Annotated in this window: 26 protein-coding genes; 15 read left to right on the forward strand and 11 right to left on the reverse strand. The window is 68.2% G+C overall.

Features of this window, described 5'->3' with window-relative positions:
* Positions 1–38: 38 nt before the first annotated feature.
* The 5 genes from alaS to RJT48_RS01245 all read left to right on the forward strand — a co-directional run bounded on the left by alaS (position 39) and on the right by RJT48_RS01245 (position 5526).
* Complete coding sequence (gene alaS, locus RJT48_RS01225) at positions 39–2807, forward strand: alanine--tRNA ligase (protein WP_311170408.1); 2769 nt, start codon at positions 39–41, stop codon at positions 2805–2807.
* Between the two features lie 81 nt (positions 2808–2888).
* Positions 2889–3476 carry a DUF7504 family protein gene (locus RJT48_RS01230; protein WP_311170409.1) on the forward strand — a complete coding sequence of 196 codons (588 nt, stop codon included), beginning with the start codon at positions 2889–2891 and terminating at the stop codon, positions 3474–3476.
* Positions 3477–3529: 53 nt separating this feature from the next.
* Entirely contained in the window at positions 3530–4300 is a 771-nt protein-coding gene (locus RJT48_RS01235) for an alpha/beta fold hydrolase (protein ID WP_311170410.1), read from the forward strand.
* Positions 4301–4441: 141 nt separating this feature from the next.
* On the forward strand, positions 4442–5146 hold the full coding sequence (locus RJT48_RS01240; protein WP_311170411.1) for a type 1 glutamine amidotransferase: 705 nt from the start codon (positions 4442–4444) through the stop codon (positions 5144–5146).
* Positions 5147–5238: 92 nt separating this feature from the next.
* On the forward strand, positions 5239–5526 hold the full coding sequence (locus RJT48_RS01245; RefSeq protein WP_311170412.1) for a DUF7853 family protein: 288 nt from the start codon (positions 5239–5241) through the stop codon (positions 5524–5526).
* A 10-nt stretch (positions 5527–5536) separates the two neighbouring features.
* Here RJT48_RS01245 and RJT48_RS01250 read toward each other — a convergent pair whose 3' ends face one another.
* Complete coding sequence (locus tag RJT48_RS01250) at positions 5537–6022, reverse strand: cupin domain-containing protein (RefSeq protein WP_311170413.1); 486 nt, start codon at positions 6020–6022, stop codon at positions 5537–5539.
* 159 nt (positions 6023–6181) lie between these two features.
* On the opposite strand from RJT48_RS01250, the gene RJT48_RS01255 reads away from it, so the two are divergent.
* Entirely contained in the window at positions 6182–6502 is a 321-nt protein-coding gene (locus RJT48_RS01255; RefSeq protein WP_311170414.1) for a 4Fe-4S dicluster domain-containing protein, read from the forward strand.
* Positions 6503–6665: 163 nt separating this feature from the next.
* Positions 6666–7118 (forward strand): ferritin-like domain-containing protein, encoded by a 453-nt coding sequence (locus tag RJT48_RS01260; RefSeq protein WP_311170415.1) that lies wholly within the window; start codon positions 6666–6668, stop codon positions 7116–7118.
* 51 nt (positions 7119–7169) lie between these two features.
* On the opposite strand, the gene RJT48_RS01265 is transcribed toward RJT48_RS01260, so the two are convergent.
* Genes RJT48_RS01265 through RJT48_RS01275 form a run of 3 tightly spaced genes read right to left on the reverse strand, consistent with a single transcriptional unit; the run spans position 7170 to position 9238 of the window.
* The gene (locus RJT48_RS01265) at positions 7170–7880 is read right to left on the reverse strand and encodes an energy-coupling factor transporter transmembrane component T family protein (protein ID WP_311170416.1); all 711 of its coding nucleotides are present in this window, start codon (positions 7878–7880) and stop codon (positions 7170–7172) included.
* Positions 7874–8614: an energy-coupling factor ABC transporter ATP-binding protein gene (locus tag RJT48_RS01270; RefSeq protein ID WP_311170417.1), complete on the reverse strand. Its 741-nt coding sequence runs from the start codon at positions 8612–8614 to the stop codon at positions 7874–7876. Before RJT48_RS01270 ends, RJT48_RS01265 begins: the two co-directional genes overlap by 7 nt.
* Before the next feature lie 42 nt (positions 8615–8656).
* The gene (locus tag RJT48_RS01275; RefSeq protein ID WP_311170418.1) at positions 8657–9238 is read right to left on the reverse strand and encodes a biotin transporter BioY; all 582 of its coding nucleotides are present in this window, start codon (positions 9236–9238) and stop codon (positions 8657–8659) included.
* An 84-nt stretch (positions 9239–9322) separates the two neighbouring features.
* Here RJT48_RS01275 and RJT48_RS01280 point away from each other — a divergent pair, with 84 nt between their 5' ends.
* From RJT48_RS01280 to RJT48_RS01310, 7 genes are all read left to right on the forward strand, one after another.
* Entirely contained in the window at positions 9323–9991 is a 669-nt protein-coding gene (locus RJT48_RS01280; protein ID WP_311170419.1) for a conditioned medium-induced protein 4, read from the forward strand.
* Between the two features lie 104 nt (positions 9992–10095).
* Entirely contained in the window at positions 10096–13776 is a 3681-nt protein-coding gene (locus tag RJT48_RS01285; protein ID WP_311170420.1) for an LAGLIDADG family homing endonuclease, read from the forward strand.
* A complete protein-coding gene (locus RJT48_RS01290) occupies positions 13777–14061 on the forward strand; it encodes a DUF7854 family protein (RefSeq protein WP_311170421.1) in 285 nt (94 codons plus the stop codon).
* A gap of 176 nt (positions 14062–14237) precedes the next feature.
* Positions 14238–14576: a DUF7855 family protein gene (locus RJT48_RS01295; protein WP_311170834.1), complete on the forward strand. Its 339-nt coding sequence runs from the start codon at positions 14238–14240 to the stop codon at positions 14574–14576.
* Positions 14573–15493 carry a DUF7856 family protein gene (locus tag RJT48_RS01300; protein WP_311170422.1) on the forward strand — a complete coding sequence of 307 codons (921 nt, stop codon included), beginning with the start codon at positions 14573–14575 and terminating at the stop codon, positions 15491–15493. Before RJT48_RS01295 ends, RJT48_RS01300 begins: the two co-directional genes overlap by 4 nt.
* A 54-nt stretch (positions 15494–15547) precedes the next feature.
* Positions 15548–16585, forward strand: coding sequence for a DUF7857 domain-containing protein (locus RJT48_RS01305; RefSeq protein WP_311170423.1), 1038 nt, complete (start codon positions 15548–15550; stop codon positions 16583–16585).
* Positions 16582–17247, forward strand: a complete 666-nt coding sequence (locus tag RJT48_RS01310) for a MinD/ParA family ATP-binding protein (protein WP_311170424.1) — start codon at positions 16582–16584, stop codon at positions 17245–17247. The genes RJT48_RS01305 and RJT48_RS01310 overlap by 4 nt, the downstream gene beginning before the upstream one ends.
* 38 nt (positions 17248–17285) lie before the next feature.
* Here the strand turns inward: RJT48_RS01310 and RJT48_RS01315 are convergent, their stop codons facing one another.
* Positions 17286–18176: a transcription initiation factor IIB gene (locus RJT48_RS01315; RefSeq protein WP_311170425.1), complete on the reverse strand. Its 891-nt coding sequence runs from the start codon at positions 18174–18176 to the stop codon at positions 17286–17288.
* Between the two features lie 163 nt (positions 18177–18339).
* Between RJT48_RS01315 and RJT48_RS01320 the strand changes: the two genes are divergently transcribed.
* Positions 18340–18861, forward strand: a complete 522-nt coding sequence (locus tag RJT48_RS01320; protein WP_311170426.1) for a DUF7858 family protein — start codon at positions 18340–18342, stop codon at positions 18859–18861.
* Between the two features lie 34 nt (positions 18862–18895).
* Here RJT48_RS01320 and RJT48_RS01325 read toward each other — a convergent pair whose 3' ends face one another.
* From RJT48_RS01325 to RJT48_RS01350, 6 genes are all read right to left on the reverse strand, one after another.
* On the reverse strand, positions 18896–19660 hold the full coding sequence (locus tag RJT48_RS01325; RefSeq protein ID WP_311170427.1) for a P-loop NTPase family protein: 765 nt from the start codon (positions 19658–19660) through the stop codon (positions 18896–18898).
* Between the two features lie 108 nt (positions 19661–19768).
* Complete coding sequence (locus RJT48_RS01330) at positions 19769–20194, reverse strand: HIT family protein (RefSeq protein WP_311170428.1); 426 nt, start codon at positions 20192–20194, stop codon at positions 19769–19771.
* Positions 20195–20246: 52 nt separating this feature from the next.
* Positions 20247–20870: a uracil-DNA glycosylase gene (locus tag RJT48_RS01335; RefSeq protein WP_311170429.1), complete on the reverse strand. Its 624-nt coding sequence runs from the start codon at positions 20868–20870 to the stop codon at positions 20247–20249.
* Between the two features lie 6 nt (positions 20871–20876).
* Positions 20877–21743, reverse strand: a complete 867-nt coding sequence (locus RJT48_RS01340; protein ID WP_311170430.1) for a ribose-phosphate diphosphokinase — start codon at positions 21741–21743, stop codon at positions 20877–20879.
* 72 nt (positions 21744–21815) lie between these two features.
* Positions 21816–22706, reverse strand: coding sequence for an HVO_0234 family beta-propeller protein (locus tag RJT48_RS01345; RefSeq protein ID WP_311170431.1), 891 nt, complete (start codon positions 22704–22706; stop codon positions 21816–21818).
* Positions 22707–22772: 66 nt separating this feature from the next.
* Complete coding sequence (locus RJT48_RS01350; protein WP_311170835.1) at positions 22773–23090, reverse strand: hypothetical protein; 318 nt, start codon at positions 23088–23090, stop codon at positions 22773–22775.
* Positions 23091–23361 lie beyond the last annotated feature (271 nt).

Genomic DNA, 23361 nt, shown 5'->3' on the forward strand with positions numbered 1-23361 from the left:
GGAACTGTTTTACCCGATCGTTGGTCAACTGACGGGTAATGAGTGAACTCGAAGCGGAGTATCGGCTCGAGTACTTCGAGGAGGAGGGGTTCCACCGGAAGCAGTGTCCGGTGACGGGCGTCCACTTCTGGACGCGCGACCCCGACCGCGAGACCTGCGGCGAGCCGCCCGCCGACGACTACACCTTCATCGACAACCCCGGCTTCGACGAGGAGTACACCCTCTCGGAGATGCGCGAGGAGTTCCTCTCCTTCTTCGAGGAAAACGGCCACGAGCGCATCGACCCGTACCCGGTGGCGGCCAACCGCTGGCGCGACGACGTCCTGCTGACACAGGCATCGGTGTACGACTTCCAGCCGCTCGTCACGAGTGGGCAGACCCCGCCGCCGGCGAACCCGCTGTGCATCTCCCAGCCCTGCATCCGGATGCAGGACATCGACAACGTCGGCAAGACCGGCCGGCACACGATGGCCTTCGAGATGATGGCCCACCACGCGTTCAACGCCCGCGAGGAGGCCGGCGACAAGTACGCCTACTCCGGGGAGGTCTACTGGAAGGACGAGACGGTCCGGCTCTGCGATCAGTTCTTCGAGCACATGGGCGCGGACCTGGCGGAGATCACCTACATCGAGGATCCGTGGGTCGGCGGCGGCAACGCCGGCCCGGCCTTCGAGGTGCTCTATCGCGGCGCCGAACTGGCGACGCTCGTCTTCATGTCGATGGAGCAGGACCCCGACGGCGACTACGAGATGAAGGACGGCAACCGGTACTCGCCGATGGACACCTACGTCGTCGACACCGGCTACGGCCTCGAACGCTGGACGTGGGTCTCGCAGGGGACGCCGACCGTCTACGAGGCGGTCTACCCGGATATGATCGTGTTCCTGAAGGAGAACGCCGGGATCTCGCTGTCCGACGAGGAGGAAGACCTCGTCCACCGCGCGGCGAAGCTCTCGGGCTATCTCGACATCGACGAGGTCGACGACCTGACGGAAGCGCGGGTCGAGGTCGCCGACGAACTCGGCGTCGATAGCGAGGAACTGACCGAACTCTTAGAGCCGCTGGAGACGATCTACGCCATCGCCGATCACTGCCGAACGCTCGCGTACATGTTCGGCGACGAGATCGTCCCCTCGAACGTCGGGACGGGCTACCTCGCGCGGATGGTGCTGCGGCGGACCAAACGCCTCGTCGACGACGTCGGCGTCGACGCCCCGCTGGACGAACTCGTGGATATGCAGGCCGAGCGACTCGACTACGAGAACCGCGATACGATCCGCGACATCGTCCGCACCGAGGAGCGGAAGTACCGCGAGACGCTCGAACGGGGCCGCCGGAAGGTCGAGAACCTGGCCGCAGAGTACGCCGATCGCGGGGAGTCGATCCCCACCGAGGAGCTCATCGAACTGTACGATTCCCACGGCATCCAGCCAGAGATGGTCCGGGACATCGCCGAGGATCACGGCGCGGCCGTCGACGTCCCCGACAACTTCTACTCGCTGGTCGCCGACAGACACGAGGGCGAGGGCGCCTCCCGCGAGGCCATCGAGCGGAGCGAGCGGATCGACGACCTGCCCGAGACGGAGAAACTCTACTACGACGACCAGGAGCGGACGGAGTTCGAGGCGGTCGTCCTCGACGTCATCGAGCGCGAGGAGGGCTACGACGTCGTCCTCGATCAGACGATGTTCTACCCGGAGGGCGGCGGTCAGCCCGCGGACCACGGGACGCTCTCGAACGACGACGTGACCGTCGCGGTGACGGACGTCCAGAGCCGCGACGGGGTGGTCCTCCACCGGACCGACGGCAACCCGGGCAAAGGCGAGTTTGTCCGCGGCCAACTCGACGTCGAACGGCGCCGCCGGCTGATGCGACACCACACGGCGACACACATCATCGGCTACGCCGCACGGCAGGTCCTCGGCGAGCACGTCCGACAGGCCGGCGCCCAGAAGGGCACGGACAGAGCACGCCTCGACGTCGCCCACTACGAGCGCATCTCCCGGGAGGAGGTACGGCGGATCGAGGCCGTCGCAAACGAGATCGTGCGGGAGAATCTGACCGTCAAACAGCACTGGCCCGACCGCCACGAGGCCGAGAAGGAACACGGCTTCGACCTGTACCAGGGCGGGATCCCGCCGGGTCAGAACATCCGGACGATCACCGTCGGCGACGACGTGCAGGCCTGTGGCGGCACCCACGTGAGCCGGACCGGCGATATCGGGGTGATCAAGATCCGCTCGACGGAACCCGTTCAGGACGGCATAGAGCGGATCGTCTTCGCGGCCGGCGATGCCGCTATCGAGGCGACACAGCGCACCGAAGACGCGCTGTACGACGCGGCCGAGATCCTCGATGTGACCCCCGAAGACGTCCCCGAGACGGCCGAGCGCTTTTTCACCGAGTGGAAGGAGCGCGGGAAGACGATCGACCGGCTGAAGACGGAACTCGCGGAGGCACGCGCCGCCGCGGACGAGGAGACGGTCGACATCGACGGCACGCCCGCGGTGATCCGCCGGCTCGACGGCGACGCTGACGAACTTCGGGCGACTGCGAACGCGCTCGTCGACGAGGGCAAGGTGGCGGTCCTCGGCGCCGAGACGGGCGAAAGTGCCCAGTTCGTCGTCGGCGTCCCCGACGGAGTGGGCATCAACGCCGGCGAGGTGGTCGGCCGCCTCGCGGCGAAGGTCGGCGGTGGCGGCGGCGGGCCGCCGGACTTCGCACAGGGCGGCGGACCGAACGTCGAGGCCCTCGACGAGGCGATCGAGGCGGCGCCGGAGATTCTCCGGGCAGCCGAAAGCGCCTGACGAGAGTTACCACCCGTCTCCCATCGGCAATCGACCGCAGATCGCACAAGACTTATCGGAAGGTGTTGGATAACTAATACTGTGGCTTCGTTAGAGGAGGCGGTGTCGGAGGCAGCAGGTGTCGGTACCGTCCTGGTTCTCCGGCCACAGTCGGCCCGCTCGGCCGACGAGGAGATCAAACGGCTCCTGATCGATGACCCGGAGTCCGCCCAGTTGCTCGCCGTTTGCTTTTCGCGATCGCCGGCAACGTGGTACGACGAGTGGTGTGAAGTGCTCGGAACCGAGCCTGCTTCGGCGGCGGTCGTGACAACGCCGGACCTCGCGGACGCGGACTTAGGCGATCGCGACGTCGCAGTCGAGAGCGTCGCGGCACCGTCGAATCTGACGGGTATCGGCGTCAAGGCCACGCCGTATCTGACCGAGTGGAGCGACGTGGTCGTAGTCATCGACTCGCTGTCGGTGCTACTCCAGTACGCCGACCCGCAGATCCTCTATCGGTTTCTCCACGTCCTCACGACCCGGCTCCAGACGGCGGACGCACGGGGGCAGTTCTTCCTCGATCCGAACCTGTTAGACGATCAGACTGTCGAACTGCTCAAGACGCTGTTCGACGCCGTCGTCGAATCCGACGGTACCGAAGACGGGTGGAACGTCCTCATTCGGAGCTGAGTAGCCGCCGCGGCGACCGGGACTCATAAGCCGCCGTTCGCTCAACTTCGGGTATGCCCACGACTGCGAACGGCGACGTCGACCTCTACTACGAAACCGCCGGCGACGGCGAGACGGTCGCGTTCGTCGGCGACGTGGGTTACGGCGCGTGGCAGTGGGGCTGGCAGCACGGCGCCGTCTCGGGTCCCTACCAGAGCCTCGTGATGGACGTCCGCGGCGCCGGCCGGTCGGACGCCCCGCCCGGCCCGTACACGATCGACACCCTCGTGGCTGATCTCGTGGCGGTGCTCCGCGATGCGGGCGTCCGCTCGGCCCACGTCGTCGGCGCGGGCCTCGGGGGGATGGTCGGGTTGCGGGCGGCGCTGACTACGTCCCGCGTGCGCAGCCTCGTTCTCATCGGCACGGCAGCGCGCGGCGCCGACCTCCACCTCGATCCGCTGTGGGGCGCACCGGACGACGAAGCGGCACTCGAACGGTCGCTGGCCGCCGGCCTCTCGTCGGAGTTCGTCGATGCGCATCCGGATGCCGTCGACCAGATGATCGAGTGGCGCGCCGCGGAGGACGCGACCCGCGGGGCCTGGGCGGCCCACGCCGACGCCGTCGCCGACTTCGACGTTTCCGACCGACTCTACGAAGTGACCGAGCCGGCGCTCGTGATCCACGGCGGCGAGGACGCCGTGTGGCCGCCGTCGCGGGGGGCGGAACTCGCGGCGGGGCTGCCGCGGGGGGAGTTCTGCCGCATCGACGACGCCGGCCACCTCGTCCACGTCGAGGCGTCGCGGCGCGTCAACGACGAACTGCTCGCCTTTCTCGACGGGGTATAGGCCGTTGTGGTGGTCGGCCCGATTCCGCGCACTGTCGGGCTCTGTCGGTCGACTGTCGCTCCGGTCGCGCTCCGTCCGAGAGTCCGGCAGGACTGCCCCCGGGCGCAAGGCACTTTTTCTCCCGCTGCGTGGGGCCAATCGATGAGTAGCGGTCAGGATCGGTTGCGGCTCGCACTGTTGAACGCCTCCCACGACGACGAGCACACGCCGCGGAACTTCCGCCGGGAACTCGACGCCGACCTCGTGGAGTTCGACGTCACGGCAAACGAGCGCCCGGCGGACTTCGCCTTCGACGGCGTCGTCGTCACCGGGTCGCGCGCGTCGGTCTACTGGGACCGCGACTGGATCCGCCCGCTCGTCGAGTACGTCGCCGACGCACACGATCGCGGGCTGCCGATCCTCGGCGTCTGCTACGGCCACCAGGTGCTCGCGTCGGCGCTTGGCGGCCACGTCGAGGGGATGGGCGAGTACGAACTCGGCTACCGCGAGGTCCGTCGGACCGCAGACGACGAACTGTTCGCGGGAGTCCCGGACTCTTTCACCGTCTTCACCAGCCACTCCGACGCGGTGACTGAACTGCCACCGGGGGCCGACCTGCTCGCCGAGAACGACTACGGGATCCACGCCTTCCGCCGCGGCAACGCCTGGGGCGTCCAGTTCCACCCCGAGTACGACAGAGAGACCGCCACCGCGATCACGAAGGGGAAAGACCTCCCCGACGAGCGGATCGAATCGGTGCTCGCGGGGATTACGGAGGAGAACTACGCCGAGGCCTGCCAGGCCAAACGCCTCTTCGAGAACTTCACCACGTACGTCCGCCAGGTCCGACAGCGGGTCGTCGGATAGGGAGTCGCCCCGTCGCCGTCGTGCGTGATATATGCCAACACCCCCCACATATTTGTGCCCCCTCAATCATACTTTCACACGGAGGCACGTGTATGACCGCTCCCCCGCACAACTCCCCGGTATCACTCGATCTGACCCGCGAAGAGACGTGGGCCGTCCACGCCGCCGTCGCCACCGAAATCGACCGACTCGTCGACGCGGACGAAGATCCCACAGACGCCATCGATCTGCTCCGGACGATCGAGGCCGACGAGCCATTCGAGACCGCGGAACTCGACTATCTTCAGGAGATCCTCCGAACGCGCGTCGAGTCCGACGCGCCGCCGGAGGATCGGACGATAGCACAGCGCGTCATCTCGCAGATCGAATCGTCGGCGTAGCCGCCCGCGATCACTTCTCGCCCTCCCAGTAGTCGACGTCGTCCTCGCGCCGGTAGTACCCGGAGACGACGCGCTCGGCCTTGTCGCCGCCCGGAGCAGCGCCCGCGTAGACGCCGATCTTGTCGGAATCCGGGTAGACCGTCACGTCGGTGTCGCGCATCGTCGACATCGCGAGGTATCGGAGCGGCTCGTCGCCGTCGTTGTGCAGTCGGTGGGCGCCGTCGGGATCGGGCGAAAACGAACAGAAGTCGCCGGATTCGACCCGCGTCTCACCGTCGGGCGTCCGCAGGACGCCACTGCCGTGGAGGATGTAGACCGCCTCCGCGTTGGCGGTGTGGAAGTGATACGGCCAGGAGGCGCCGCCCGGCGGGAGTTCGTAGAGACTCGTCCCGAGGTCGTTGTCCCCGGCCGCGCTGGACAGTTGCTTCCGGCGGAAGTGTGTCTCCTCGCGCTCGGTCTCGCTCCACTCCACGTCGGCTTCGTTGACGTGTCGCATATCCGTTCGTCCGCGCGGCGGCTCTTAAGCGTCGGGTCGACAGCGAGGTCGCCTGTCGGATCTGTCGGCAGCCGCGGCGCCGTCGATCAAATCCGTCGTCCGTCGGGTCCGTTCGCAACTCCGACGGTGTTTTCCTCTGTACACGAGTACGGGTATCCAATGGGAATCGATCCGAACTTCGACGAGAACCGCGAGCGGGCCGGCGAGGAGAACGGCCTCGACGTCTGGGGGCCGGTCGAGCCGCCGGAGCAGTTGGGGATCCACGGGATGCACGTCGCGGTCGATTACGACCTCTGTGTCGCCGACGGCGCCTGTCTGGAGAACTGCCCGGTCGACGTGTTCACGTGGGTTGATACGCCCGACCACCCCGAGTCCGAGCGGAAGGTCGAGCCGACGTACGAGGACCAGTGTATCGACTGTATGCTCTGTGTCGACATCTGTCCGGTCGATGCGATCGACGTCGACGGAACGCGGCGGTGATACTGATTACTCTCAGTTTCCCGCCGAGTGCCACCCCCGTAGGCGGCGTTCGACGAAGAGAGACGAGAGTAATACTATGAGGCGGTCGAATCGACGACGGACTGTGACTCGGACCACCAACCGTCGGTAGTCTCTTGTCGCCGGCGAGTGAAGTACGACTGTTATGTCAGACGAGGTTATTCGGCTGCTCCAGAAGGCCTACCAGGACGAGATCGAGACGGTGATGAACTACCTGACGAACTCGATCGTGCTCGACGGCGTCCGCGCCGAGGAGATCAAAGAGTCGCTCCAGCAGGACATCCAGGAGGAACTCACCCACGCCGAGCAACTCGGCAACCGACTCAAACAGCTCGACGAACACCCGCCGGGCTCGGCCGCGTTCCAGGCGACCCAGACGAGCCTCCAGCCGCCGGAGGACACGACGGACGTGCTCTCGGTCATCGAGGGCGTCCTCGACGCCGAGGAGGGCGCCATCGAGACCTACCGCGCGCTCATCAAGGCCGCCGAGGAAGCTGACGATCCGGTGACGGAGGACCTCGCGGTGACGCTTCTGGCCGACGAGGAGGCCCACCGGACGGAGTTCCGCGGGTTCGAGAAGGAGTACCGACACGACTGAGACGGCTCCGAGACGACCTTTCGACACGACTGCCGATTTCGAGCCCGTCGCTCAGAGCAGCACCGCACTGACGAGGGCGACGGCGACGAAGAGTCCGACGACGTCCCGCCGCGCGAACCGCAGCGCGGGGAGCGTCGGGTTCCACGCGAAACACCGGGCCCGGAGCGCGAGCGCGAGCTGATCCGCGCGGTCGAACGCCCGGCGGAGCCCCGCCGACGCGACGATCTGCATCCGCTCCCGCAGGGGTCGCTCCCGACCCAGCCGTGCCGCCGACGCGTCCCGGATGCGTCCGAGATCCGCGCGCAGGAGCGGGAGAAATCGGAACACGAGCGCGACGCCGACGCCGAGGAGACGCCCGGCGCGGCCGGGCACGAGCCGCTGGATCGCCGCGCGCGAGTCGCGCACGGGCGTGGTGTGGAGATAGACCGCCGAGACGAAAAGGATCAGCAGGACCCGGTAGCTCGCCAGCACCGGCCCGACAGCCGCGGCGGGGTCGATCCCGACGGTCCACGCGCGCACCTCCACGATCGAGACCAGCGGACCGGCGACCAGAAAGGGGAGCGCCGGCAGATACCCGACGAGAGCACGCCACGGCGAGAGCCGTCCAGCGGCGAGAAACGCGCCGGTCACGACCGTGAGCACCGCGAGCCCGCGGGGCGTCGTGTGCGCGAACGCCGCGACAGCGAACGCGGCCTGTGCGAGCAGTTTCGTCCGCGGATCGAGCCGGTGGGCGAAGGAGTCGCCGGGATGGTAGCTCAGCATCGCACGTCGGGTTCGGTGCGCCTCGGTCGCCACCGGTCCGGCACGCGGACGTCGTACTCGGGGAGTGACTCGACTGCGTCCGCCGGCGCGTCGTCGACGACGACCCGACCGTCCGCCATCGCGACCACCCGGTCTGCGAGATCCAGGACGTCCCGAAGATCGTGGGTGACGATCACGATCCCCGCGCCGGACGCCGAGAGCGCACGGAGTCGATCCAGCACCGACTCCCGCGCGGGCGCATCGAGGCCGGTGAACGGCTCGTCGAGGACGAGGTGGTCCGGTTCCATCGCCAGAGCACCTGCGATCGCGACCCGCTCGCGCTCGCCGCCGGAGAGTTCGTGAACCCGCTCGTCCTCGCGACCCGACAGATTCACCGCCGAGAGCGCTGTTTCGACGCGCCGGTCGATCTCCGGCCGGTCGAGGCCGAGGTTCTCCGGGCCGAAGGCGACGTCCGCGCCGATCGTCGCGGCGACGAGTTGATCGCGGGGCTCCTGAAACACCATCCCGACGGCTGTCCGGGCGGCGACGGTGTCCGCGGCGACGTCGCGGCCGTTCACCGTCACGCGGCCCTCGTCCGGCTCCAGGAGTCCGTTGAAGTGCCGGACCAGCGTCGTCTTGCCGGAGCCGTTCGCCCCCGCGACGATCACACACTCCCCGTCAGAGATCGTGATGGAGACGTCGTCGACGGCGACGACATCGCCGTAGCGGTGGACGAGCCCCTCGGTTCGGATCACGGCCGCGTGGGAGTTCGGTTCCGGGTGTTTGCTCTCATCGGATCAGGCCGCCGCGGCCGCGTCGCTCCGAACGATCCCCACGGCCGCGGCGATCTTCACCGCCTCGAAGGGAATGAAGGCGACCGCGCTGACGGAGAAGGCCTCGACGAGGCCGACGTTCTGGACGAGCGAGAAGCCGACGGTCCCGAGCGCGTAGATGATGACCGTGCCCGCAACCATTCCCGCGACCAGCCGGGCGGTCGTGACTGCCTCGAGGTCGCCGATGCCGTCGAAGCCGTGGACGACAGCGCCGATCACCGCCGCGGCGATCGGGTACGACCAGAGATAGCCCGCGGTGTATCCGAGCAGCGGTCCGAGTCCGGCGGAGCCGCCGGCGAAGATCGGCGCCCCGGCTGCGCCGGCAGCGAGGTAGAACACCATCGAGGCGCCACCCCAGACCGGGCCGAGGAAGACGCCTCCGAGGAACACGCCGAGGACCTGGAGACTCACCGGTACCGGCGAGATCGGATTCGGGAACGATACGTACGCGAACGCGCCGGTAAGCGCCGCGAAAAGCGCCGCGCGGGCGACGTTGCCGACGACGTCCTCGCCGACGAGTTCGACCGACTGCGTGTCTGTCGACATACTGTCTCCCATCTCGTAAACCGGCATTAATACTTCGGTTTACGAGGGCAATCTTTGTACGTGTGTGTCCCGTAACGCGTCTCGATGGACGAGAAGACGGCCGAACTCCGGGATCTCTTCGTTGAAACGACCGGCGAGGAGACCGTGACCGAGTCGCAGTCGACGCCGCGGGGGTCGCTTTCGGCCGACCGCGACGACGCCGTCGACGAGCGACTCGCGGACCTGATCGCGGCGATGCGGGACCGGTACGAGTTCGTGTCGTCGCTTTCGCCCGCCGATCTGCGCCGCATCGTTCGCGGATTCTTCGACCCCGACGCGGCCGGCGCCGACGCGGAGTCGTGGTCCGACGCGGCCGACGCCGCCCTCGCGGACTCGCTGTCGGCGGACGCCGACGCGGAGACCGTCTTTCACGCGCGGATGGACCTCCACCTCGTTACGGAGTTCGACCGGGAGGCTCCCGTGCGGTACGAGCGGCTCCGGCGCGCCGTCTTGGCGGCATCTGACGACAGTGGTGGCGAAATCGACGAGTCGCTGGCGGCCGCGCTGGATACGGACCCCGACGCGGAGACGGTCCGCCACTACCGGCGTGTCGTCGCGGCCGACCTCGCCTCCCGAGGGGTCAACCATCGCTTCCGCGACGGGTTCGCCGACCTGCTCACGGACGCGGATCTGTCCTCTCGGCTGGCGGCGGACGCACGCCGCGACGGACTCGAGGAAGCCACCGAGGACATCGAGACGGACGTTTCGCTGTAGGAGAGTCCCGCAAATCCGCAATCCCGCGTTCGGATCGGGCCCGCTGATCACTTCCGCTCCGGGTGGCGAAGACTCTTACCCGATGAGGGTCCTACTCCGGTGCGATGGCGCAGGCCCCGAACCCCTCCGATATCACCGACCGGTTCATCCAGTTTTACCGCAAGTACTACCGCGACGAGATCGGGACGCTCGCCCAGAAGTACCCCAACGAACAGCGGTCGCTGTACATCGATCACGACGACCTCTACAAGTTCGACGCGGAGTTGGCAGAGGAGTACCGGAACAAACCCGACCAGCACCAGGAGTACGCCGAGGAGGCGCTCCGGCTCTATGACCTGCCCGCGGACGTCAAACTCGGCCGCGCGCACGTCCGGCTCACCAACCTCCCGGAGACGGTCGACATCCGCGACATCCGCGTCCACGACGACCACATCGGCCGGGTCATCGAGGTCCAGGGGATCGTCCGCAAGGCGACGGACGTCCGCCCGAAGATCACCGAGGCCGCCTTCGAGTGCCAGCGCTGCGGGACGATGACCTACATCCCCCAGAGCGACAGCGGCTTCCAGGAACCCCACGAGTGTCAGGGCTGTGAGCGGCAGGGGCCGTTCCACGTCGACTTCGATCAATCGGAGTTCGTCGACGCCCAGAAGGTGCGCGTCCAGGAGAGCCCCGAGGGCCTGCGGGGCGGCGAGACGCCGCAGAACATCGACGTCGACCTCGAAGACGACATCACCGGTCGAGTGACCGCCGGCGACCACGTCTCGGTCACGGGCGTGCTCCACATCGAACAGCAGACCTCCGGCAACGAGAAGACGCCCATCTTCGATCTCTATATGGACGGCGTCGCCGTCGAGATCGAAGACGAGGAGTTCGAGGACATGAACATCACGGAGGCCGACGTCGCCGAGATCGTCGATCTCTCGAACGAGCCCGACATCCACCAGAAGATGGTCGACTCCGTCGCGCCCTCCATCTACGGCTACGAGGAGGAGAAACTCGCGATGATCCTCCAGTTGTTCTCGGGCGTGACGAAGCATCTCCCGGACGGCTCCCGGATTCGCGGCGACCTGCATATGCTCCTGATCGGGGATCCCGGTACAGGGAAAAGTGCGATGCTTCAATACATACGCAATATTGCTCCCCGATCCGTATACACCTCCGGGAAAGGGAGTTCGTCCGCAGGCCTTACTGCTGCCGCTGTACGCGACGATTTCGGCGAGGGACAGCAGTGGACGCTCGAAGCCGGCGCGCTGGTGCTGGCCGACAAGGGGATCGCGGCTGTGGACGAACTCGACAAGATGAGATCGGAAGATCGAAGCGCAATGCACGAAGCGCTGGAACAGCAGTCGTATCACCCCTCCTCGGAGATTCTTCTCTCGGACGGCCGCCGCGTCGAAATCGGGCCGTTCGTCGACTCGTTGATGGACGACCGCGCCGACGAGGTTGTCGACGGCGTCGACTGCGAGATCCTCCCGACCGAGGACGTCGGCGTCCACACGGTCGATCTCGACGACAACGACGTCGAGAAGGTCCCCGTCGACCGCGTGAGCCGACACGAGGCGCCGGAGGAGTTCGTCCGCGTTTCCTTCTCGAACGGTCGATCCGTGCTCGTCACGCCGGAACATCCGATGTTCGTCGAGTCAGACGGTGAGATCGGCACCGCCGACGCGACAGAGGTGACCGAGGGCGACTTCGTTCCCGCACCGCGGAAGCTCCCGAACTCAGCGACGCCGCAGCCGCTGGCGGAGGAGGACCACCGTGGGCGGGAACGCGATGTCGACCTCCCGACGGAGCTATCGCCGGATCTGGCCGAGATTCTCGGGCTGCTGACGGCGGAGGGCCACTCGTATTCGGGCGGTCGAACGCACGAGATCGGCTTCTCGAACCAGGACGACCGACTCCTCGGCCGGATGGACCGGCTGATGGCGGACGTCTTCGGTCTCGATAGTACCGACACCGTCAACGAACACGGAACGACGACGAAGCGGTGGGTGTCGACGAAGCTCTACCGATGGTTCGAGTCCAACTTCCCGGGCGTGATGCGGAAGTCACCCGAAAAGCGGATACCGGACGCTGTCCTCGGGGCCTCGGAGGAGGAAATCCGCCGGTTCCTCGTCGGCGCATTCGCCGGCGACGGCGGCGTCGAGAGCGAGGCGATGTCGTTTTCGACCGTTTCGCCCGGTCTGGCGGAGGACTACGCGGACGCGCTATTGAAGATCGGCGTCGCGTCTCGGATCCACCACCACAGCGCCGAAGACTCCTGGAAAACCTACGTGATGGGCGATTCGACGGAACGGTTCGTCGAGGCTGTCGTCGACCCGGCAGACGACCGCTACGAGAAGGCCCGAGAGTTCGTCGCTCGGAGCAACGCGACGGAACGGCACCACGACGTCCTCCCGACGAGCGCCGCCGAGGAGATCCGGTCGCTGAAACGACTGCTCGGCGTTCCGCTGACTGGGAAGTACCGGCCGATACTCGACGAAGGGTACGGCACCCGGATCAGCACGGTTCGGTCAGCCGTAGAGTCACTCCGCGACCGGATCGATACCGTTCGCTCCGATCTCGATTCGGCATCGACGCTCGCGGATCTCAGAGCGACCGTCGGCTGGTCCGGGCGACAGCTCGCCGATCGCCTCTCGGGTGTGACGACGAGTGCGGTCCACTACGCCGAGAACGGGGGCTATTCGACGGAGGAACGGGACTCGATGCTGGCTGCAGCCGTCGATGAGGTCGACATCGCGCTCGAAACGGCCGCGGACCGACTCGACGCGCTCGAATCGCGCTGTAACCTCCGCTATTATCGCGTGACGGACGTCGAGACGGTCCCGAACGAGGGCGAACACGCCTGCGAGTGGGTCTACGACGTGACCGTCGAACCGACGAACACGTTCGTGAGCCAGGGGGTCGTGCTCCACAACTCGATTTCGGTATCCAAGGCCGGAATCAATGCCACCCTCAAATCCCGGTGTTCGCTGCTCGGCGCGGCGAACCCCAAGTACGGCCGCTTCGACCAGTACGAGCCGATCGGCGAGCAGATCGACCTCGAACCCGCGCTCATCTCGCGGTTCGATCTGATCTTCACCGTGACCGACGACCCGGATCCCGAAAGCGACGCCAAACTCGCAGAGCACATCATCAACACGAACTACGCGGGCGAACTCCACACCCAGAAGACGAACGTGCCGACGTCGGAGTTCACCGACGACGAGATCGACAGCGCGACCGAGGACGTCACCCCCGAGATCGACGCCGAACTCCTGCGGAAGTACATCGCCTACGCGAAGCGCAACTGCTATCCGACGATGACCGAGGAGGCAAAGGAGGTCATCCGACAGTTCTACGTCGACTTCCGGGCGAAGGGCGCAGACGAGGACGCGCCCGTGCCGGTGACCGCGCGGAAACTCGAAGCCCTCGTCCGGCTCTCGGAGGCGTCGGCGCGGCTCCGGCTCTCGGATACCGTCGAACGCGAGGACGCGGTCCGCGTCACCGACATCGTCGAGTCGTGTCTCCGGGATATCGGGATGGATCCCGAAACCGGCGAGTTCGACGCCGACATCGTCGAGACGGGCACCTCGAAGAACCAGCGCGACCGGATCAAGGATCTCAAGGGACTGATTCAGGATCTCGAAGACGAGTACGAGGAGGGCGCGCCCATCGACGAGGTGATCGACCGGGCGACGACGGATCTCGGTCTCGACGAGGCGAAGGCCGAAAGCGAGGTCGAGAACCTCCGGCGGAAGGGCGAGGTGTACGAACCGCGAACCGACTACCTCCGGACCACGTAGATGGACCGAATCTCCGCACTCCGAAACATCGAGGAAACGCTCCGGGACTTCGAGGCCGGCGAGGCCGACCTCGCGGCGACCGAAGAGCGCGTCGTCGGGATCCTCCGGACGTACGCCACCGACTTCGAGAGCGAGGAGGGGCTGCGACCGTACCGGGCGACCGGCGCGGGACAGGCCCACGGACTCGTCGTCGTCGCCGAAAGCGAGTCCGCGGCGCGGGATCGAATCGCCGATCTGGTCGACGTCGATTCCGCCGCCCTCGACGTCGACGTCTCGCCGATATAGGGAAAGTACCTCTCTGCGGGGGGATACGTCTCGCGGAGGTGAGCGAAGTACGTTTCGTCAATGCAAGGAAAGTACGTTTCGTCAATGCAAGGAAAGTACGTCTCGTCAATGCAAGGAAAGTGCGTCTCGTCGATGTAGGTGGAGTTTTACCGCCGCACGGAGACGTCGTCGTCGTCGTGTTGTTGGTTGTGACTTACTCGCGCCGGGCGCGCGAGACGTTACGAAACGCGTGTCGAGCGCACGATGAGACCGTCGTCCGTCGGTTCGGCCGCGCCGCGCTGCTGCGGGAGACCGAGTACGCGGCGTTCCTGGCGTGTCGGTTCCGCGAGCGTCACGCCGAAGACGTCCAGATCCAGCGGACGGAGCCGTTCAACGAATTCGCCGACGCCCCCGACGCCGTGCGGGAGGCAGCCGCGGCGTACGAGGAACGCGACTCCCCAAGCACGCCGTACGACAAGTTCGCGGCCGGAACCGAGCATCCGCAGGCGAGCGAGATGCGCGGACAGGAACTGTGAGGTCGGCATCCGCCACGACGCCCGTCACGGCCGATCGGCAGTTCTCCATCCGGCTACCGGACGGCAGGACCTGTGAGGGACCGGTCGTCGATCTCCGCGGCGTCGACACCGACGCGCGGCTCTCACCGGCGGTGCTCGACACTGCGATCGCAGCTGGCTGTCCCACACCGGCTGATGTGCCGCGGATTCACGCGCCGGTACCGGGGCCAGTCCACACTCACGTATCGCCGCTCACTCCGGACGTCTCGCTCGATCGGCGCGCCGCGCTCGCTGCGGTTGCCGTCGCCCGCGGTATCGAGACGGAGTACGACGAGGAGATCCGAGCCACGCGCGGCGCGCTTCGAGAATCGCCACCGGAAGTCGGTGCCGCGGAACTTCGCGAGGCGCGCCGTCGTGCCGCCGAAGCGGGCGCGGAGACCGAACGGCTCAGAGAGCGCGTCGCGACGATTCGCGGCCGGGTGGAGGCACTCCGCGACACCGACGACGGGGCGGCGCTCGGGGCGGCCGAGCAGTCGCTCTCGGAGGCGACCCGAGAGCTCTCCGAGGCCGCGACGGAGCGTGTCGCCGCCGATCAGCGGCTCTCACTTCTGGAAGCACGGGCCCGGGACGCACGTGACGGACGGGACGCTCGATTCGAACTGGAAGACCGGCTCGGCAATCTCGAACGCGCCGCCCGAGAGGTCCGAGTCGAGACCGTCGAACCGGAGTTCCGCGACGCCCGCCGGCAGTTCGCGTCGCGGATCAGCGCTGTCAGCGCCGCCGACCCGGCCGCGGGTTCCGAGCTTCCGGACGCGCTTGCCGTGGCCCACATCGCCCCGGTAGCTGCTCCCGTCGTCGTCGCCGCCGGGGCCGCAGAGGTTCTCGGCGGTCCCGAACCAGCGTTCGATTGGCTTGAGACCCCCGTCATCGTGCGGTGACGCCACCCCCGAGTGCCCCGGAGTTTTTTGTACGAATCCGACGCCAGAGGCCTCGTGCTATCCGACCCAAGGACGCAGTCGATCGCCGAGAACGGGCGGGGCGGGACGTCTTCGGAACAGGAACTTCGCGGGACGTCTCCGGAACACGAATTCCGCGGGACGGCGAACGGGGACAGCGCGACGCCAGTTCGGGAGACGGTCTCGACGACCGCCGTCGGCGGAGTCACGCTGGTTCGGGTCGAACTCCACAGCGACGTTTCGGTCGCGCTTGCCGTTCGTATTACCAACGAACTCGACGGCCCAGTCCTCCCGCCGAGGCGCGAAGGAGTCCCGGCGGCCGGCTGGGACGGAGACGGCTTCTACGGCGCCATCCCCGCCGAGGGACACCTGGGTGTCGGCTACGCCTGTCCGACTCCGAACGACGCGCAGCGCGACGGCGACACCAGTGAGAATCCGGCGGCTGTCTCGGTCGAACTGCTGGGCCCCGCCGACAGTGAGGAGTGCGATTCGGATCGGATCGCCGCCGCCGTTCGCTCGCTCGGACGCGCCGGACCACCCGCTGACGCGGTTCCGACGACTGCGGGAGACGGACGAGGTCGTGGCGCAGAGCTTGAAACCGCAGCAGAGGGGATCGTCGAGGAGGTCGAGCGATCGGGCAGCGAAAGCGACGCGCTCCAGACAGCGGACGACGCGAGCAACGCGAACCACGATACTATCCGGAACGACGTTCCACGACGGCCAGGGGACAGCGACGGCGACGACGATCCGGACCTCCCGCCGGCGATCGACCGCTGGCTGGCCGAAGTCGAAACCCGCGTGGAACACGCGGAGGGCTTGACCGACGCTTCCGCGTCGGAGGCGGCCGCGACCCTCGAAGCCGGCGGAGGTCTCGACGCTCTCGCAGATCTGCCGGAGTCTCTCGCCTGGGACCTCGACGCCCTCCGGGCCCTCGCAGAGCGGATCGACGATCTTGAGGCGCGAGCGACCGCTGCCGACCCGGAGCCGGTCCTGTCGGCGCTTTCGAACGCGTCGGCGCCTGTCGAATCCGAGGCCGCGTCCGCTGACACGCCGGAAACGACGGGGAGACGATGATTCTCGCGGTCACCGGCGGGAAGGGCGGCGTCGGGAAGTCGACAGTCTCGGTCGAACTGGGAGCGGCGCTCGACGCCACGGTGGTCGACGCCGACGTGGGGATGGCCGACCTCCCGATCGATCCGGGCCCGGATCTCCACGACGTCCTCGCCGGCCGGGCGGAGCCGATCGAGGCGGTTCGCGAGGGCGGTCCGGTCCGGCTACTCCCGTGTGGCCGTTCGCTCGCCGGGGCGCGAGCGGCCGACGTCACGGCGCTCGCGGAGACGCTGCGCGACGTCGAGGCAGCATACGGCGACGTCGTCGTCGACTGTCCGGCCGGAATGCGGGCGGATGCGGGCGTGCCGCTGGCCGTCGCCGATGCCTGCGTCGTCGTGGCCTCGCCGCAGTCGTACGCGCTCGCCGACGCCGTCCGCGCCCGAGAACTCGCCCGGGAACTCGACGCGGGGCTCGTGGCAGTCGTGATCAACCGCGTCGTCGAGAATCCGCCGACGGACGCCTTCGAGGACGTCCTCGGCGCGCCCGCGGTCACGCTGCCCGCCGATCCGCGTCTCGGTCGGACGCTGGAATCCTTCCGCCCGGCCGTCCGATCCGCGCCGTCGACGCGGGCGGCACGCGCAGTCTCCGCCGTCGCCGACGCCGTTCGGGACATAAAGCGGGTCTGAACGCGGCGGGGCGGGCCGCTCGCTGCGATCCCGCTCGGCTACTCCTCCTCGCGGAGCTCTTTGTACGTCGACCGCAGCGTCACCGGCGTCACGTCCGCCACGTCGGCTGCCTCTCGCTGTGTCAGATCCGCGCCGGCGTCCCGCCCCGCGGTGTACAGACAGGCTGCGGCGACGCCGCTCGGATTCCGGCCGACGGAGATGCCCCGTTCTTCGGCTTCGGTCACGTACTCGCGGGCGCGCCGTTCGACGTCGTCGGAGAGGCCGAGCCGTGACGCGAAGCGTGGAACGTACTCGGCGGGATCGATCGGCCCGACAGGCAGCCCGAGTTCGCGGTTGATCGCGTCGTAGGCGGCCGTCTGTTCGTCCTCCGTCGCCTTCGCCGCGTCGACGACCTCCGCGACGGTCCGTGAGACGCCGGCGACCCGGCAGGCGGCATAAACGCAGGCCGCGGCGAACCCTTCGAGCGAGCGCCCGCGGAGCAGATCCTCCGACTGCGCGGAGTCGAAAAGCGAGCAGGCGTGATCGCGAATCCGGTCCGGGAGCGACAGCGCGCCGGTGAGCCGTCTGATCTCGGTGAAGGCGTACACCTGGTTGCGCTCGCGCTTCGTGGAGATGCGCGCCCGATTGTGCTGGCGGCGCATCCTGCTCAGTTGCCGGCGCTTCCGTCCCTTCACGCGCGTCGAGCGGCCGATCTCCGTCGAGAGCCCCCTGTCGTGTCGCGACCGCGTCAGAGGCGCCCCCGTCCGCTTCGGGTCCGTATCGTCGTCTTCGAACGAGCGCCACTCTGGGCCGTGGTCGATGCGGTGCTCCGTGAGCACGAGTCCGCAGTCGCCGCAGACCGTCTCCCCGCTCGTCGTCTCCGGGCGGCCGCCGCACTCCGGGCAGGCGTTTGTCGTCGCCTCTGCGTCTGCAGTGGGTGCTTCACTCATCACACGTGAAACTCGGTCGCGAAGGGATATTTAAAGACGGGAGAAAACGGGGGTTCGACCCCGCGAGCGTCGGGTTTAACGTACCGGTAACCGGTCGGTTCTAATATCGCGTGTGAGAATCGGCCCGAAGGTTCTTGGGGCGACGGGCGGGTAGTCGTCACCGATGGGACTGTCGGAGATCGCGGCAGGGCTGGAGCTGACGACAGAGCAGGTAGACCGGGGTGTCGCGACCGTCGACGACACCGACGTCGACCGCGACGCGCGTCTCCGCGAGCACGAATCGGACCTTCCGTGTACGGCGGCGGCAGCAGGTACCGTCCTCGATCGCTACGAGTCGGGCGCGCGCGTCGGCGAGGCGGGGGAGGCGGCCGCGCTCGCGCCGGTCACGGCCGCGAAGCTCCTCCACCGCTGTGGGTTCGACGGCGTGACGCCGCTCGCGCCGACGGCGCGGCAAGTGCTCCGCGACTGGCTCGAGGGGCGACTCTCCCGCGCCGACGCGCTCGAACTCACGGGCGCCGACGAGGCGGAGTTCGCGCTCGCGGCGTACGTCGAGACCCACGATCCGATCCCCGAACTCGCCGAGACTGTCCGCCGGGACGCCGCTGCGCCACTGGCGGACGACGCGCTCGTCTCCAAGCGCGACGCGCTCGCGGAGACAATGAGTACCGCGTCGGACCTGCGGTAGTCGGCGCGGCCGTTTCCTGGTATGCTCCCTCCGTCTAGCGACCGACGTACTCTCCGACTGCTCCGAGGAGCCCGCCGTCGGAATCTACATCCATCGTGATCTCCTGGCCAGTTACGGCGGCCGCGACTCGTTCGATCGCGGCAGCGAACTCGCCGCCGTCGCCCAGACAGGCCGGTGCGTCGCGCTCGTCGCCGGCGTCCGTCTCGGGGATCGCCACGTCCGCAGTCTCCAGTTCGCCGCGGGTCGAGACCACCAGCGACGCCTCGACGCCGAGGTCCGCGAGGCGGTCGTGACACCGCCCGACGGCGTCCCGACCGCGCTCGCTTGCGGGTGTGACCACAGCGTGCCGATCTGCGCCGTTCACCGCGGCGACAGCCTGGTTCGCTGCGATCGGCGGGACGTCGACGAGCACGGTTTCAGATTGCGCCGCCGCCGTTTCGATCCGTGATTCGAGTCGCTGGGCGGCCTCGGGGGTCTTTGCGCGGGCCAGCCGTTCGAACGGGGCGTTTGCGGGGCAGATGGATATCCGACCGGGGACGGCCTCTCCGAGGTCGAGGGCGTAGCTCCCTCGCGAGAGCGGCGCGTCGGCCGCGTCGGTGAGAAGCGCCGTCAGATCCGGTTCGATCCGTCCCGACACGTAGCTCCCGAGTCCCTGCGTCGCGAAGGCGGCGTCGATCACCGTGACTTCGCGGCCGTCGGCGGCGAGTGCCGCGGCGACTTCGACCGCCGTTCGTGTCGTTCCCGCGCCGCCCGTCGCGCCGACGAACGCCGCGACGTCTCGCGTCGCTGTCTCCGACATATCCGACCTGGCTGCCCACTCGGATTTAAAAAGTACGGTGTCGTCGGCCGGTTGCTGTTTGCCGGCATCGACGCCGCTCGCTCTGTTACTGCCCGCTCTCGCCGCTCACTAGACAGTCTCGATCGCTGCTGCGATCTCGTCGAGTTCCCCCTCGGAGAGATCCGGCCGCCCGCCCGCGACGGCGTGGATCGGGCCGCCGCCGTCGCCCTCGAAGCGCGGGACGACGTGGACGTGGACGTGCGGGACCTCCTGGCCGGCCGCTTCCCCGTTGTTGACGCCGATCGTCGTCGCGTCGGCGTCGACCGCCGATTCGATCCGCGGGGTCAGTTCCTGCACCGCGGCCCAGAGGTCGGTGGCGACGTGCGCGGGCATCTCGTCGAGGCGCTCGTAGGCCTCTTTCGGCACCACGAGCGTGTGGCCGGGCGCGAGCGGATTCGCATCGAGGAACGCTGCCACGGTGTCCGACTCGTAGACGATGCGACCGGGGATATCGCCGGTAATGATCTGCTCGAAGATGGTTGGATCGTCGCTCATACGCGATAGATCGGACGGATCGCCGAAGTAGGTTCTGGTCGTCGCAGTCGGGTTATCCGACCGCCGCGTCGATCGCTTCCCGGACGGCCGCGCGATACTCCGCCGGGGTGTAATCGAGTCGAGAGCGCCAGACGTCCTGGTAGGAAGGGTGAAGCAGCGGGACCACCGTCGCGTCGGCGCAGTCCAGATCGATCGGCTCCAGCACGCGATCGAGGAAGCCGTCCAGCGTCCGCCCGTCGAGCGCAAGCACGCTCGCCGTCGCGTGCTTGCCGGTCGTGAGGAGCGCAGCGGGATCGACGGTGGCCAGTTCCCTCCGCAGGTGCGTCCGGCAGTTCGCCCGCTCGGTCGCGGTCGGCTCCCGGTTCGACCCCTCGCCGTCGCAGGGGAAACACTTCACCGCGTTCGTGACGTACGCGTCCGGGCGGCCGACGGCCGCGAGCAGTTCGCGGACGCGACGCCCCGAGTGCCGCGTCGTGTACGCCTTCCCGGTCCAGTTGCCGCCGCGCCAGGTCGCCGCCTCCGGGTCGCCGGCGCCGGGCGCCTCGCCGACGACCATCACCGCCGCATCGCGGTCGCCGGTCCCCCACGAGATGCACTCGCGACACGCGACGAGTTCGGGGCACCGATCGCAACCCGGTTCGAGGACGTGCCGCGAGTCGGGGAACGAGCCGCTCATCCGCCGCTACGTCGCTTCGACCGCCTCGACGGCGGCGGCGACGATGGGGGCGACCGAGACGGCGCTGACGTCGCGTTCGAGCGTGTCGGTGCCGATGATCCGCTCGATGCCGGCCCGTTCGAGTTTCGTCCGGGCGTTCCGCGCGAGCAGCGGGTGGACACAGGCCGCAAAGACCCGCTCAGCCCCGTCGGCGTCGAGGTGCGCGACGGCCTCGCTCATCGTCGTCCCGGTCGCGACGATGTCGTCGACGATGACGACGTCCCGGCCCGCGGCGTCGGTGTCGCTCGGGGTGATCTCGACTTCGGTCCCCGAACGCCGGTGCTTCTCGAAGTAGTCCGTCTCCCCGGCGCCGTACGCGGTTCGTGCCGCCTCCGCGAGATCGACCGCGCCGGCGTCGGGGGAGAGGAAAAGCGGCTCCGATAGGCCCTCGGGAAGCGGCTCTGCCAGGCACCCGGCGGCGTCGCAGACGGTGACGTGGACGTCGAAGAAGTTGGTGATCGATTCCTCGTGAGGGTTCACGAGCACGACCCGATCCGTTCCCGTCGAGATTGCTCGGGCCATCGCCCGCGCGGAGACGGGTTCCCCCGGCTCGAACGCCCGGTCCTGCCGCGCGTAGCCCATATACGGGATCACGGTCACGACCTCGCTCGCGCCGGCTTCGCGGACGGCGTCCTGCAACTGGAGCAGTTCCACCCACGCGTCGTTCGAATCCGTCGCGGCGACGATGACCGCGCGCTCGGCGTCGAACGACGGGACGGCAGCGAGCGTCTCACCGTCCGGAAAGCGGTCGTACTCGACAGCAGCGAGCGGTTCACCCAATTCGTCTGCGAGTGCGGCCGCCAGCGACTGCGAGGATGTGCCGGGCACGATCATACCGGTATCTCACGACCCGCAGTAAAACCCCTTTCCGTCCGTGCCGGCCGCGTCGGCGCGTTCCTCCCGCGCTCACACCGTCGCCGCCGCGACGTCACCGACGCCCAGTACCCGGTAGCGCCACTCGTCGTCCGGCAGCCGAACCCCGAGGGTACCGTCCGCGGTGACCGCGTACGACGCGTCCGCGCCGTGGGTCACGGCGACGACGGCCTCGTCGACCGGGAAATCTGTGGCGTTCCAGTCTCCGCCATCGCCCCGAGCGTAGAGGTCGCCCCCGCTCGCCGCGTGCGCTCGCGACCCCGCGGCGGCGACCGCCTCGACCGGCCCCGGGAGGACGTCCATCCAGCCGTTTCCGAGTTTGTACAGCCCCGAGGCCGCCGCGACCAGCGGCTCGCTGTCGACGTCGTGTGCGTCGTCGAGACCGGCGTGGGTGAGCCCGGAGTCGCCCGCGCGGTAGACGCCATCGGCGGCGGCGACGAGACCGCCGTCGATCGCGCGTACCCCGTCGGTCGATCCGAGCGCCGTCCACGCGGATTCGTGCGCTGTTGTCTCCGCCGTTGCGTCGGATTCGCTCGTGGCGTCCGTCGCGGCGACGCTCTCGACGGCCGCAGCGTCGAGCCGTGCGACGCCGCCGTCCTCGTCGCCGGCGAGCAACGCGCCGTCGTCGAAGCCGACGGCCGTCGCGGGACCGAATCCGGTCGCCGTGAACTCCAGTTTCGCCACCGGCGCGTCCTCGTCTCCAATCGCGGCACGATCCGCGAGCAACACGTCCTCGTCGGTCGCCGCCGCGACCAGCGGGCCGTCGGTCGCGACGTCGCGCGCGTGACACCGCCGGACGACCCCGAACTCGCCGATCAGGTCGTCGGAGACCGAGACCCCGACGACACCCAGCCCCGTCGCGAGGTAGACTGTCTCGGTTCCCGTGTTGTCGGTGTAGACCCGCTTTTCGTCGATCGTGGGCATTACCGGACGTTCGCCGAGACGCCGTAAAAACGGTACGGAGCTATCGGCAGCCTCCGGCGCTGTGTCCTACAGGAAGTCCCGGACTTCCGAGTACCACATCTCGTGGTGGTCGACCTCGCCGATGCGCTCGGCGATGGCGACCGCGAGCACGTGCCAGCAGCTCGCTTCGGGGTCCTCGGGATCGAGGTTGTACGAACTGTCCTTGCAGGTGCAGCCGCCGTCCTCGACGACGTACTCGTCCTCGTGGCCGACGACGACGGTGAAGTCGCGGTAGCGCTTGACCCGTCCCTCGGAGACGGCCTCGATGGCGCGGGTGCCGCGGTCGTCGTGAATCTGCACGAGTGTGTCGACCGCGCTCGGCGTCAACTCGCCCGCTTCCGTCAGCGTTCGGCGCCAGGCGGTTTCGGCGTCGCTTTCGGTTTCGGTCGGGACGGCGTAGTCGGTCTCTCCGTCGGAAGCGTTCTCGGTCGACGCAGGTTCGCCGGGGATGTCTTCGGAGGGCGCGGCTTTGTCAGGGAGGTCTTCTGATGGTGCGGCTTCCTCGACGGTCTCTTCGGACGGCGCGACTCCGTCGCTCGCGTCGGCGGGGCTGTCGGTGCTCCCGTTTTCGGCGTCGTCGGCGTCGGCCCCGCCGTCGGTGCCCCCGTCCCCGTCG

This window comes from Halobellus ordinarius, assembly GCF_031823395.1.
In the GTDB taxonomy this organism is placed as follows: domain Archaea; phylum Halobacteriota; class Halobacteria; order Halobacteriales; family Haloferacaceae; genus Haloquadratum; species Haloquadratum ordinarius.